The organism is Bulleidia sp. zg-1006 (genome assembly GCF_016812035.1).
Lineage (GTDB): Bacteria > Bacillota_I > Bacilli_A > Erysipelotrichales > Erysipelotrichaceae > Bulleidia.
Map to the genome: position 1 here is coordinate 15,535 of NZ_CP069178.1, position 13,189 is coordinate 28,723.

At 38.4% G+C, this 13,189-nt stretch carries 16 protein-coding genes; all 16 read left to right on the forward strand.

The window, feature by feature from the left end:
* The 16 genes from JOS54_RS00070 (at position 1) to atpC (ending at position 13,183) form a co-directional block, all read left to right on the forward strand.
* Positions 1–870 (forward strand): hypothetical protein, encoded by an 870-nt coding sequence (locus JOS54_RS00070; protein ID WP_203245043.1) that lies wholly within the window; start codon positions 1–3, stop codon positions 868–870.
* The gene (mnmG, locus tag JOS54_RS00075) at positions 871–2,733 is read left to right on the forward strand and encodes a tRNA uridine-5-carboxymethylaminomethyl(34) synthesis enzyme MnmG (RefSeq protein ID WP_203245044.1); all 1,863 of its coding nucleotides are present in this window, start codon (positions 871–873) and stop codon (positions 2,731–2,733) included. It abuts the gene before it with no gap.
* Positions 2,734–2,746: 13 nt separating this feature from the next.
* Positions 2,747–3,367 carry a hypothetical protein gene (locus JOS54_RS00080; RefSeq protein ID WP_203245045.1) on the forward strand — a complete coding sequence of 207 codons (621 nt, stop codon included), beginning with the start codon at positions 2,747–2,749 and terminating at the stop codon, positions 3,365–3,367.
* Between the two features lie 75 nt (positions 3,368–3,442).
* Positions 3,443–4,132: a 16S rRNA (guanine(527)-N(7))-methyltransferase RsmG gene (gene rsmG / locus JOS54_RS00085; protein ID WP_203245046.1), complete on the forward strand. Its 690-nt coding sequence runs from the start codon at positions 3,443–3,445 to the stop codon at positions 4,130–4,132.
* 8 nt (positions 4,133–4,140) lie between these two features.
* A complete protein-coding gene (locus JOS54_RS00090) occupies positions 4,141–4,941 on the forward strand; it encodes a ParB/RepB/Spo0J family partition protein (protein WP_203245047.1) in 801 nt (266 codons plus the stop codon).
* Between the two features lie 13 nt (positions 4,942–4,954).
* The gene (locus JOS54_RS00095; RefSeq protein ID WP_203245048.1) at positions 4,955–5,743 is read left to right on the forward strand and encodes a ParA family protein; all 789 of its coding nucleotides are present in this window, start codon (positions 4,955–4,957) and stop codon (positions 5,741–5,743) included.
* Positions 5,733–6,617 (forward strand): ParB/RepB/Spo0J family partition protein, encoded by an 885-nt coding sequence (locus JOS54_RS00100; protein ID WP_203245049.1) that lies wholly within the window; start codon positions 5,733–5,735, stop codon positions 6,615–6,617. The genes JOS54_RS00095 and JOS54_RS00100 overlap by 11 nt, the downstream gene beginning before the upstream one ends.
* A gap of 78 nt (positions 6,618–6,695) precedes the next feature.
* Positions 6,696–7,013 (forward strand): hypothetical protein, encoded by a 318-nt coding sequence (locus tag JOS54_RS00105; RefSeq protein ID WP_203245050.1) that lies wholly within the window; start codon positions 6,696–6,698, stop codon positions 7,011–7,013.
* Between the two features lie 12 nt (positions 7,014–7,025).
* Positions 7,026–7,727 carry a F0F1 ATP synthase subunit A gene (locus JOS54_RS00110; RefSeq protein WP_203245051.1) on the forward strand — a complete coding sequence of 234 codons (702 nt, stop codon included), beginning with the start codon at positions 7,026–7,028 and terminating at the stop codon, positions 7,725–7,727.
* 10 nt (positions 7,728–7,737) lie between these two features.
* Positions 7,738–7,962: a F0F1 ATP synthase subunit C gene (locus JOS54_RS00115; protein ID WP_203245052.1), complete on the forward strand. Its 225-nt coding sequence runs from the start codon at positions 7,738–7,740 to the stop codon at positions 7,960–7,962.
* 11 nt (positions 7,963–7,973) lie between these two features.
* Positions 7,974–8,480: an ATP synthase F0 subunit B gene (locus tag JOS54_RS00120; RefSeq protein WP_203245053.1), complete on the forward strand. Its 507-nt coding sequence runs from the start codon at positions 7,974–7,976 to the stop codon at positions 8,478–8,480.
* Positions 8,473–9,018: an ATP synthase F1 subunit delta gene (gene atpH, locus JOS54_RS00125; RefSeq protein ID WP_203245054.1), complete on the forward strand. Its 546-nt coding sequence runs from the start codon at positions 8,473–8,475 to the stop codon at positions 9,016–9,018. The genes JOS54_RS00120 and atpH overlap by 8 nt, the downstream gene beginning before the upstream one ends.
* Positions 9,015–10,541, forward strand: a complete 1,527-nt coding sequence (gene atpA / locus JOS54_RS00130) for a F0F1 ATP synthase subunit alpha (protein WP_203245055.1) — start codon at positions 9,015–9,017, stop codon at positions 10,539–10,541. The genes atpH and atpA overlap by 4 nt, the downstream gene beginning before the upstream one ends.
* Positions 10,542–10,543: 2 nt before the next feature.
* Entirely contained in the window at positions 10,544–11,386 is an 843-nt protein-coding gene (atpG, locus tag JOS54_RS00135) for an ATP synthase F1 subunit gamma (RefSeq protein ID WP_203245056.1), read from the forward strand.
* A 10-nt stretch (positions 11,387–11,396) separates the two neighbouring features.
* Entirely contained in the window at positions 11,397–12,785 is a 1,389-nt protein-coding gene (gene atpD / locus JOS54_RS00140) for a F0F1 ATP synthase subunit beta (protein WP_203245057.1), read from the forward strand.
* The gene (gene atpC / locus JOS54_RS00145; RefSeq protein ID WP_203245058.1) at positions 12,785–13,183 is read left to right on the forward strand and encodes an ATP synthase F1 subunit epsilon; all 399 of its coding nucleotides are present in this window, start codon (positions 12,785–12,787) and stop codon (positions 13,181–13,183) included. The genes atpD and atpC overlap by 1 nt, the downstream gene beginning before the upstream one ends.
* Positions 13,184–13,189 lie beyond the last annotated feature (6 nt).

The window sequence follows — 13,189 nt, forward strand, 5'->3', positions numbered from 1 at the left end:
ATGAGTTCGATTGTGTATGTTTGCGATGAAGATATGGTGGAATACCATCGTTTAAGTCAACATAAAGAAATCCTTTTTTGGCGCATTGCAACCAAGAGAAAATTCAGTGATTTTCATATAGGAGATCTCTTATTTTTCTACGCAAAAACGCACTACTCCAGCGAAAAGAAACTCATTGGTTATGGTCACTTCAGTGAAATGAAGCGTTTATCGTTGCGCCAAATGTGGCAAGAATACGAAGAAAAGACAGGTTACTATTCCTTTAAATCATTGGAACAAGCTATCCATAAAGTAGCACGTCATAAAATACCTGCGAAAATGAATTGTTTGGTATTAAAGAATGTGATTTTCTTTGCGCGTCCAATTGAACCGGAAGAAGTTGGTTTGAATTTATCCAAGTCTTTAGAGAGTTTTGCGTACATTGATCACCAACAGGCTTCCGCTACTTCTGATTTGTTGAAAATAGCAAAAGAAGAAGGGATTAATATTTGGAGTAACTCCATTGATAAACAAACCGAGGAAGTGTTTACCATAGATGCGATTGAACAACGATTCTTATCTTTAAGTCACTTATATCCAAATGTTTTTTCAGAACATCTACAACATGAGCAGAAACTTCTTTTGTATAAAAAGGAACATTGGAAGCTAAGAAAAGATTTTTGTTACCAAATTGAAAGTGAAAACAAAATAGCAATTAAAGTACCAATCCCAAAAATAAGTAAATCACGCCAAAAGAATATCCAAATTTTCATTGGTCGTTGGGTATGTATTTTAACCGAGCTTCGTCAAGAATATCCAGAATTAGAAATTCAATTTGAGATTTTTGGTAAAGATGAAGAAGTAAAAGAATTAGTAAAGAAGGTTTATTAAATGGTCGATTATGACATTATCGTAATTGGGGCAGGTCATGCCGGAATTGAAGCAAGTTTAGCTGTGACCCGTTTAGGAAAAAAGACAGCACTCATCACCATTAACAAAGACAACATTGGAAAAATGCCTTGTAATCCGTCAATCGGTGGTCCAGCTAAAGGAATTGTAACGAGAGAAATCGATGCCTTAGGCGGACAAATGGGCTACACAGCAGATCGAACAGCCTTACAGTTTAAAATGCTGAATTCAGCGAAGGGACCGGGTGTTCGTGCTTTACGTGTGCAATCGGATAAATTAGCGTATTCCACTATGATGAAAGAGCTTTGTTTAAAACAGAAAAACCTAACTGTCGTTGAAGGTTTCGTTGAGCGTTTAATGGTTAAAAACCAAGAAGTGAAGGGCGTGGAACTAAAAGATGGTTCTATTCTTTCCAGTCAGATTGTCATTATGACCACCGGTACTTATATGGCTGGTAAAAATATTATTTCGGATGAGGTAAAAGTGGGTGGTCCTGATTTAGAACCAACCACTAATAACCTATCGGAATCACTTCGCCAAGCGGGGATTCGTACCTTTCGCTTAAAGACGGGAACACCACCGAGAGTATTGACCGGCACCATTGACTTTACGAAAACAAAGCTGGAAACAGGAACCGAAGGTTTCTACCATTTCTCTACCTTAACCAAAGAAAGAGATGTTCGTCCTTTTCAAGAACAAATATCTTGTTATATGACGCATACTGTACCAGAAACTCATGAGATTATTCTGAATAACCTAAATAAGTCCAGTATGTATTCTGGTGTGGTAGAAGGAGTAGGACCGAGATATTGTCCTTCCATTGAAGATAAATTAGTTCGTTTTAAAGACAAAGAGCGACATTTACTGTTTTTAGAGCCGGAATCTCTTTCTTTACCAACCACCTATATTCAAGGTTTTTCCAGTTCCTTGCCAAGAGATATTCAATTTCAAATGGTGCATACTTTACCGGGACTTGAAAACTGTAAAATTGTGAAATACGCTTATGCGATTGAATACGATGCTTTAGATCCAATTCAAATGAAATCCTCGTTTGAATCCAAAGTCATAAAAAACCTATTCACGGCCGGTCAAATCAATGGCACCAGCGGTTATGAAGAAGCGGCGGGACAAGGCTTGTTAGCCGGTATCAATGCTGTGCGTAAATTAGATGAAAAGGAACCAATTGTCTTTAGTCGTGATCAAGCATACATTGGTGTTTTAGTGGATGATTTAACGACAAAAGGGACGAAAGAACCGTATCGTTTATTGACGTCCAGAGCGGAATACCGTCTTTTGTTAAGACACGATAATGCAGAAGAAAGATTGATGGGGATTGGTCATCAAATTGGTTTAATCCCAAATGAACGTTATGAATCTTTCCTTAAGAAACAATCTCTTTTAGACCTAAAGAAAGAAGAATTGAAGAAAGCTTTATTTTCTATGAATGATGCACGAGTGAAGGAATATTTATCCACTCAAGGTTATGAAGATTTGAGTTTTTCGATGAATGGTGAAGATTTAGTTAAAAGACCAAGGATTCAAACACAAGATTTATTTCATCTTCAAAATAAAGAAATTGATAAGGAAATTGCCGAAAAGATGGATATTGATATTAAGTATGAAGGCTATATTGCAAAGGCTAGAAGAGAAGCGGAAAAGTTAAAAGCAATGGATAATCGTCCTTTACCGGAGGATATTAACTATGATGATGTGTTAAACCTTTCTATTGAAGGCAGGCAAAAGCTAAAAGACTTTAAGCCGGAAACCTTGGGGAAAGCTTCTCGTATTTCAGGAGTGAATCCGGCTGATATTGCAGTATTGTCGATGTATTTGAAAAATAAGTAGAAGGAGAATAACAATGGAAATTCAGGATGTGATTAATCGTGTGGAGGTGTATGGCTTTAAAAGTGCTGTGCGTGGTTCTAAATACCCAATGGCAACGGATCTTTCAAAGGTAACTGAGGAAGTGGTACCCCGTACCTTTGCCTTGGCGAAAGCAATCGCCGGTTCGGGACATGATAATTTCTTAAATGGAATTATTGTTCAATTTGATTTGACTTTTAGTAATAAAGCATGGGTAGAAGCAGAGCGTTATCATTTTCTGGATTTTATCAGCTCTCAATCGACCATGCATCGGATTACTAAGTTTGATTTGGAAAAGAGTTATATGTCTTATGTGGATCCACGCATGATTGAAATCATGAAGGAAAAGGTCAAAGCTTATAATGACTTACAAGAATTTCAAAAGAATAAAGTGGATGTTCGTGAAGAAGAAAGAAATGATTTGAAGCAGAAATACCTAGAAATCTTGTATTCAAATCCATGTGGCTTCCGTTTAACAGCTCGAATGACAACAAACTATCGTCAATTAAAAACAATATACAAACAAAGAAAAGACCACCGTTTACCGGAGTGGAGAGTTTTCTGTAAGTGGGTAGAAACACTACCTTATGCACAATTTATTACCGGGGAAAAGTAAGCAAATTGTGGATAACTGATTTTCCCACAATTTTCGTTCGCTCATTTGTATAGATAGTGTTAAAATGGAGTAGGTATGAATTATCAAGAACTAAGTCAAAATTGTCAAACGATTGGTTTGGATTGTCCTATTGTCGCATTTCAACAATATTCTTCCTTTCTAAGAGAGTGGAATGAAAGGATGAACTTAACCGCTATCGTTGAGGAAGAACAGATTATTGAGAAACATTTTTGGGATTGTATTCTTCCTTTAAAAAATAAGCTTATTCAAGGTCGTTGGGCGGATGTGGGCTCAGGGGCCGGCTTTCCGGGTTTGGTTTGGAAGATTATGAAACCGGAGTTAGAAATGACGTTAATTGAACCAACGGGTAAAAGATGTCAATTTTTGCAATATGTGATTGATGAACTTCATTTAGAAAAAATTAAAGTGGTGAACGAAAGAGCGGAAGATTATGTTAAAAATCATCGGGAAGAATTTGCCGGTGTGACCGCTAGAGCGGTATCAAATTTATCGTTATTATCCGAGCTTTGTGTTCCTTTGATTCAAGTCCATGGTTACTTTTTGGCTTTAAAAGGGAAACAAGGCAGGCAAGAATTAGAAGTAGCTAAACATGCTTTAGATGTATTGGATGTTCAATTGATTGAAAAACAAGAAGAAACAATCGGTCAGAATGAAAAAAGAGTGAATCTTTTATTCCAAAAAAAACAAATAACTAACAAAAAATATCCAAGAAATTATGGCCAAATGAAAAAGAAACCATTGTAGGAGGAAGTATGGCAACTATTTTTGACTTATTTGAAAAGAAAGATGAATCACGAATTGTCCAGCTTCCCATGGATAAGGTGCTTCCATCTCGCTATCAACCGCGTTTACATTTTGATGAAGGGGCTTTAAAAGAGTTGGCTCAATCCATTCAAGAAACGGGGTTAATTCAACCAATTACCGTTCGTCATATGGGCAATCAATATGAAATTATTGCTGGCGAAAGGCGCTTTCGTGCTTGTGAATATTTAGGTTATGCGACCATTCCCAGTTTTGTCATGACACCAACGGAAGAACAAGCCGCCCAGATGGCTTTGGTTGAAAATGTTCAGCGTGAAAATCTTAGTGCCGTTGAAGAAGCGAAGAGTTATGTGGAATTAATGCGTCAAGCTTCCTTAACTCAGGAACAAATGGCACGCAAGATAGGGAAAAGCCAATCTTCCGTTGCCAATAAAATTCGCTTATTAAACTTACCGGAAGAAATTCAACAAGGTGTTATTAACAATAAGATTACCGAGCGTCATGCGCGTGCTTTATTGACAATTCCGGAAGATAAACAAAAAGAAGCTTATCACTATATTGTCGATAATGGCTTGAATGTTCGTCAAAGTGAAGTGTATTTATCGGATATGAATAAAACAAAAAAGATAAAGAAAATTCATTTGAAACGAGGCTATGCGAAGAATATTAAATTAGCGATTAACACAATTAACTATCAAGTCGAACAGTTGAAGAATATGGGCTTAGATTTAAAGTCTCATGTGATAGAAGAAGGGGACGATGTGAAAATCATCATCTCCATGAAGAAGTAAAAGAAGGGATTCTATGGGAAAGATTATTGCGATAACCAATCAAAAAGGTGGTGTAGGAAAAACCACAACGGCTATGAGTTTGGCGGCCGGTTTAGCCTACGCAAAGAAAAAAGTCTTACTAGTTGACTTTGATCCCCAAGGGAATGCGACGCATGGAATTGGTGCTAGTAAAAGTGGATTTCAAAAAACAGTCTATGATGTATTGATGCGTGAAGAGGCTGTGGACGATGTCAAGGTGAGTTTGGATATGCCACCAATGGATGTGTTACCATCAACCGTTGACTTAAGTGGTGCCGATATTGATATGGTGAATTACGATGTTGGTCGTGAACAGCTTCTTAAAAACAAACTGGAAGTGACTCGTAACCAATACGATTACATTATTATTGATTGCCCACCAGCCTTGGGTTTATTGAATACCAATGCTTTAACAGCCGCGGATTCAGTGATTATTCCTGTTCAGTGCGAATACTTTGCTTTAGAGGGCTTAACCCAATTGTTAGCGACAATTCGTTTGGTACAAAGACTTTGGAATCCAAAGTTAACCATTGATGGTATCTTATTAACAATGTACGATGCGACCACAAAGCTTTCGGTTGAAGTGCAACAAGAAGTGCGCAAATGTTTTAAAGAAAAGGTTTACCAAAGCTATATTCCACGAAATGTTCGTTTGGCTGAAGCCCCGGCCCGAGGGCAAGATATCTTTAGTTATAGCTTTAATTGTGCCGGAGCGAAGGCTTATTTATCTTTAGCTCAAGAAGTTGTTGCACAAAATGAAAGGGGACGAAAGAATGCCGGATAAAAAGAAAAATGGATTGGGACGTGGGTTGGATTCTTTGTTTGGAACGGATGTTTCCCAATTGATGAGTCAAATTGAAAATGGATCACAGGATTTTGTGTCAACCAAACAGGATGAGATTCCGGTTGATAAAATTCAACCAAACCCTTATCAGCCAAGAAAAGAGTTTGACCAAAAGGCATTGGAGGATTTAGCCAAGTCCATTCAAGAGCATGGTATCTTCACACCGTTATTGGTGATTAAGCGAAGAAGCGACTATCAACTCGTTGCCGGTGAAAGAAGATTAAGAGCCGCTAAGATGGCTCACTTGGAAAAAGTACCGGTTATCATTGTGGATTTTAATGATGAACAGATGATGGAAATTTCCTTATTAGAAAATATTCAAAGAGAAGATTTAAGTCCACTTGAAGAAGCTTTTGGCTTTCAAACCTTAATGAATAAATTGGATTATACCCAAGAAAAATTAGCGGAAAGAGTGGGTAAGTCCAGAGCTTATTGTGCCAATATACTTCGTTTATTAAAGTTGCCACCAGAAGTGCAATCTTTATTGAAGAACCAAGAATTAACGGTTGGTCATGTACGCCCTTTATTAACGCTACAAGATGAAAATGAAATGATTCGTTTAGCACATAAAATGGTCAATGAAAGTCTATCGGTTCGTGAGGCAGAGAAATTATGTGCTAAGGGGGCTGATGATAAGAAGCCGCTTCTTGTGAAAGTGAAGAAGGATCCACAGTTAATGGATATTCAAAACCAAATGAGTCGTAAGTTAGGAACCAAGGTGGAATTAAGTCATAAAAAGATTTCAATTTCGTATGAAGGTAATGAGGATTTAAATCGCATTTTAGCTTTATTGCATTGTTTGGATCAAGAATAATAGAAACTAGGGGAAATGATTATTAAAAAATGAATATTTCCCCTATGTTTTTGTTTAGAAAAGAGTAGAATAATACTTATGAAAATCGAAAAGACATGGATGTGGATTAGTTTGGTGGGTTGTTTGACTATCTTTTTAGGTCCAAAATATTTACTCGGTTGGCTTCTGGGTTGTTTTGTTTCGAGAATTTGCTTGGAAACAACGAAAAATTTTGCGAAAAGAAGTTTAGAGAATGGCATTTCAAGTGGCGCAAACGCTCATTTTGGAGTAAATTATCTATTGATGGCAGTCGCCATGCTTTTTTCGGTTGTCTTTCCGATGGTAAGTAATATCTTTACTTGTTTCGCCGGTTTATTAAGTGTAAAAATAAGTATTTATCTATCGGAAGTGATTTAGAAAGGAGGGTGTATGGAACTACAAACAACAGTGTTTAATATTGCGATTATTACTGTCGTAGTTGCTTTTTTGATTATCTTTACTTCAAAAAAAGTTGATTATGCAGATCCGATGGCAAAGCCGTCCATGTTTGTGACGGTCATTGTGAGTTTGGTAACGATGATATTAAATACTGCGAAGGCTTCCTTGGGGGAAGAGAAAGCTAAGATGCTGACACCATATATCTTAGTGCTTTGGATGTATATCTTCTTAAGTAATATTTCCGGATTGTTTGGCATTGAAAGTCCAACATCAAACTTTTCGGTAACCATTCTGTTATCGTTTATTACTTGGGTTCTGATTCAAATCACTATCTTTAGATACAGTGGTGTAAAAGCATACTTTAAAAGCTTTTTTGAGCCAATCCCGGTGATGCTACCAATGAATATTATGGGTAAATTCTCAACGATGTTATCCATGGCCATGCGTCTTTTTGGTAATATTACTTGTGGCTCGATTATGATGCAACTGGTTTATATGGGAACCCAAAATCTTTCGAAAGCGATTGTTGGTTTGTTTGGAGCGAGTTCAAACTTTAACTTTATGGCTCCTATTATGGCGCCACTCTTGCATATCTATTTCGATTTATTTGCCGGTTTTATCCAGACACTCGTATTTGTTACATTAACAATCATTTTGATTGGTAACGAAATTCCAGATACAGAAAAAAATTAAGGAGGATATTATGGAAAAAGGTTTAATTGCTATCGGGGCAGCGATTGCTGTATTTACAGGATTTTTAACAGGTTTAGGAGAAGCGACTGTTGCGGCTCACGCATGTGATGCCATTGGTAAAAATCCAGAAGCTGAATCCAAAATTCGTTCAACAATGATTTTAGGTATTACTTTATCAGAGACTTGTGCGATTTACGGCTTGTTTATTGCGGTGTTACTTATCTTCGCTTACTAAGGAGATTTTGAATGTCAATCAATATTGTCAATCAATTAATTCCAAACGTATTTACATTGATTGCGCAATTGCTGAGTACTTTCGTCTTATTTCTATTGATGCGTAAATTTCTTTGGAAATCCATTCAAGCTTATTTACAAAAAAGATCCGATAAATTGCAGTCTGATTTATTGGCCGGTGAATCCGCGAAAGCACAGGCTGAAAGCGATCGTGAGTTGGCAAAGAAACAGTTGGAACGGGCTTCTTTAAAGTCGCAAGAAATGGTTGAAAAAGCAACCGTCCAAGCGAAACAAGAACGTCAACTCATCTTAGATCAAGCACAACAAGAAGCGAAAATTCGTGAGGATAGAGCGAGTGAACAGATTGCGAAAGAACGTCGTGATTTAGAAAATACGATTAAAGCGGAAATCGTGAATGTGGCTTTAAGTGCAACTGCCAAGGTGGTTGGTGAAAAACATGCAACGGATATAGACGAAGAAGCGATTACTCAATTTGTGGAAGGAAATAGCCATGAATAATGAGCTGGCGATACGCTATGGACAAGGTTTGTTTGAAGTAGCGAAAGAAAAGAATTGCGTGAATGCTTTCTTAATGGAAGTACAAGAGCTTAAATCAGTGTTTCAAAGAGAACCTAAATTATTAAGTGTTTTAAAAGCGACACGAATTAGTAAACAAGAAAAACACGATTTTTTGAATCGTCTTTTTAAGAATGCTCTGCAAATGGATGTGTTAAATTTTGTACATTTGATGGTAGATCGTAAGCGGGTTCCATACTTAGTGGATAGCCTAGAGGCTTATGAAACATTAGCTTATGAAGAGTTAAAGATGAAAGTCGCAACGGTCTATTCAGCGCGACCGTTAAGCGCTAATCAGATGGAAAAAGTAAAAGGAAAGCTCGAACAGGATTCAGGTTATCAAATCTTACTTCATAACGAAGTAGATGAAAGTTTAATTGCCGGAATTAAGGTAAAGATAGGAAATCAAGTTATGGATATTTCTACACAATACCAAATCGAACAATTAAAACAGAAATTATTGAAAGGAGTACGAGGATGAGTAATATCCGACTAGAAGAAATTAGTTCTCTCATTAAACAAGAGATTGAACAATATGGGAATAAAGTAGAATCCAGTGATGTCGGCTATGTCATCAGCGTTGGGGATGGTATTGCGATGGTTCAAGGTATGAGCCAAGCAATGTCTTCGGAATTATTAGACTTTGGTCATGGTGTTATGGGTATGGTGCAAAACCTAGAAGAAGACCATATTGGTGCTGTGTTATTAGGTAATGACCGTAGTATCAAAGAAGGCGACGAGGTACGTCGTACTGGTAAGATTGTTGAAGTACCGGTTGGTGATGCTTTATTAGGACGTGTTGTGGATGCGTTGGGGCAAGCCATTGATGGTGGAAAACCAATTCAAAGCGATAAAACAAGACCGGTGGAACGTATTGCTCCGGGGGTAATGACACGTAAATCCGTTTCTCAACCTTTAATGACAGGATTAAAAGTGATTGACTCCATGATTCCAATTGGTAAAGGACAACGTGAGTTAATCATCGGTGATCGTGAAACAGGCAAAACAGCGATTGCTTTGGATACCATTTTGAACCAAAAAGGAAAGAATGTGTATTGCATTTATGTAGCGATTGGGCAAAAAGAAAGTACGGTTGCCCGTTTCGTACAAAAGCTTCGTGAAAATAGTGCTTTAGAGTACACAACGATTGTTAATGAAGGGGCCAGCGCTTCCGCTCCTTTACAATACCTAGCTCCATACGCAGGTTGTGCGATGGGTGAGGAATGGATGGAACAAGGCAAGGATGTCTTAATTATTTATGATGATTTATCCAAACATGCAGTAGCGTATCGTACGATGTCTTTATTATTACGTCGCCCGCCCGGACGTGAAGCTTACCCTGGTGATGTCTTCTATTTACACTCTCGTTTGTTAGAAAGAGCCGCGAAGTTATCCGATGAATTGGGTGGTGGTTCTTTAACGGCTTTACCAATTATTGAAACCCAAGCGGGTGATATTTCGGCTTATATTCCAACGAATGTCATTTCCATTACGGATGGTCAGATTTTCTTACAAGCGGATTTATTCGCGTCAGGTGTTCGTCCGGCGGTGGACTCCGGTTTATCCGTATCCCGTGTTGGTTCAGCCGCCCAAACCAAAGTCATGAAGTCAGTTTCTTCCTCTTTGAAATTGGAGTTGGCACAATACAATGAAATGCTGTCATTTTCACAATTCGGTTCTGATTTGGATGATAGCACTAAGAGGATTATCAACCATGGTGCGCATTTGACGGAACTATTGAAACAAGGTCAATACAAGCCTTATTCCATGATTGATCAGGTGCTAAGCCTCTTCGCAGCCAAGAACAATGTGTTTGATCAAGTAGACTTAGAGGATATTTCAGAATTAGAAAATCGTATTCTTCGTTATTTCCACACGGAAAAAGCAGACTTATTAAATGAGATTGAAAGCTCCGGGAATTTAAACGATGAACAACGTGCTGTTTTAAAAGAAGGAATGGCACAAGTTTTAGAAGATTTCTTATTAGTTAAAGGAGCTAAGTAGTTATGCCGGAATCAAGGCAAGCACTTAGAGGTCGTATTCGTTCTATTCGTAGTACTCGTAAAATCACCTCGGCAATGGAAATGATTTCCAATGCGAAATTATTCCGTCAACGCTCGAGAATGGAAAGCAATCGTGAATTTTCCACTCGTTTACAATCGATTGTGAATGAAATCATGGTGAAAAGTCCACAAATTGAAAGTCCATTTATGGTTCATAACAAACAAGACAAGGCGCTTGTGTTTGTGTTTTGTTCGGACATGGGATTAGCGGGCGGCTATAATGCGAATGTGATGAAAGAATTAAAGGCACAGGTTCCTTTAGATAGTGAGATTGTACTGATTGGGTCTTCTTTACGTCGTTTAATTCGTGAAGCCGGTTATCCAATTCGGGCTAAGATTGAATCAGACCATGTAATCTTTAGTGAATTAAAGAAGCTATTGGATTCAGCGGTGTATGATTTCCAACTAGGAAAGATTGGTAAAATTCAAATTTTACATACAAAGTTTGTAAATACGATGCGTTTTGAACCAATCGTAGAGACAATTTTACCATTCCATTTTGATGGTGTTGCACAAAAAACAGAAAGGGTTGAAACTTTGTTTGAACCAAATCCGGAAGTGCTATTAAATGCCCTGATCCCAATGATGCTAACATCGGTGTTGTATTCTCATTGGTTAGAAAGCACCACTTCGGAACAGGGTAGTCGAAGAATAGCAATGAAGACAGCAACGGATAATGCGGATGAATTATCGCAACAATTACAGCTCGAATACAATAAGATACGCCAAGCGGCGATTACGCAGGAAATTACTGAAATTGTTGGTGGCGCAAGTGTAGAAAGTTAAGGTGTCAAGAATGCAAGAAAAAGGAAAGATTGTACAGGTGATTGGACCTGTCATTGATATACAATTTGCGACGGAACATTTACCGGCCATTCGTAATGCAATTCACATTCCTTACCAAGATGGTTTTATGACGGCGGAAGTTGCTCAACATGTTGGTGATGATGTGGTGCGTTGTATTGCGATGTCTTCAACCGATGGTTTGGTTCGTGGCGTAGAATGTCTTGATACAGGATCTCCAATCCAAGTGCCGGTTGGTGATGAAGTACTGGGTAGAATGTTCAATGTGCTGGGGGAAACAATTGATGGTCTAGGTCCTGTACAAACGGACAAGAGATTACCAATTCATAGAGAAGCACCAAGCTTTTCTGAACAGCGAACAACATCGGATATTCTTGAAACAGGAATTAAGGTTATTGATTTACTTTGCCCATACGCAAAGGGTGGTAAGATTGGTTTGTTTGGTGGTGCCGGGGTTGGTAAAACCGTTTTAATGCAGGAGCTTATCCACAATATTGCGATTGAGCATGGGGGTCGTTCTGTTGTTGCCGGGGTTGGGGAAAGAACTCGTGAAGGTAACGATATGTACCATGAAATGAAAGATTCAGGTGTCTTAAAGAATACGGTTTTAACTTATGGACAAATGAATGAGTCTCCCGGTGCTCGTATGCGTGTTGCTTTAACAGCTTTAACGATGGCTGAATATTTTCGTGATGAAGAAAGACAGGAAGTGTTATTATTCATCGATAATATCTTCCGTTTTACGCAAGCGGGTTCAGAAGTATCGGCTTTATTAGGTCGTATGCCTTCAGCGGTTGGCTATCAACCAACCTTAGCAACGGAAATGGGTCAGCTGCAAGAAAGAATTACATCAACGGATAAAGGTTCAATTACCTCGGTGCAAGCAATTTATGTGCCGGCCGATGACTTAACGGATCCGGCGCCGGCGACGACGTTCTCGCACTTGGATGCTCGTTTGGTCTTAGATCGTTCGATTGCGGCTTTGGGTATTTATCCGGCGGTAGATCCATTAGGTTCTTCTTCACGTATGTTAGATCCGCTCGTGATTGGTGAGGAACACTACCAAGTGGCACGGGAAGTGCAAGAAATTTTACAGCGTTATAAAGAGCTACAAGATATTATTGCTATTTTAGGAATGGAAGAATTATCGGAAGATGATAAGAGAGTGGTTGCTCGTGCTCGTCGTGTACGTAACTTTTTATCTCAACCATTCTCGGTAGCGGAACAGTTCTCCGGTTTATCAGGTAAGTATGTCAAAGTGAAAGATACCGTTCGTAGTTTCCGTGAAATCCTAGATGGTAAATACGATGATTTACCGGAGGTGGCTTTCTTGAGTGTCGGCACTATTGAAGATGTGGTAGAAAAGGCTGAACAATTATAATGACTAAAATTCATTGTCGTATAATCACACCTGAAAAACTATATCGCGAATTTGATTCGGATATTCTAACCATTGAAACAACAGAAGGTCAACAAGGTATCTTACCAAACCACATGCCCTTAGTGACCAATTTGGCGATTGGTAAATTGAGTTCGGTATTGGATGGAAAAAGAGAGGAATACGCTGTTACAGGCGGATTATTCTATTTCCGTGAAAACAAGGCCGAGATTTTAACCGATGCGATTGAGTCTAAAGAAGAGATTGATTTAGCTCGTGCCGAACAAGCGAAAAATCGAGCAGAGAAGCGAATTCAACATAAGAGCGAGGATATTGACTTAAGACGAGCGGAAATCGCATTAAAAAAAGCGCTAAATCGTATTCGAGTTGGTAAACTATAGTAAAAT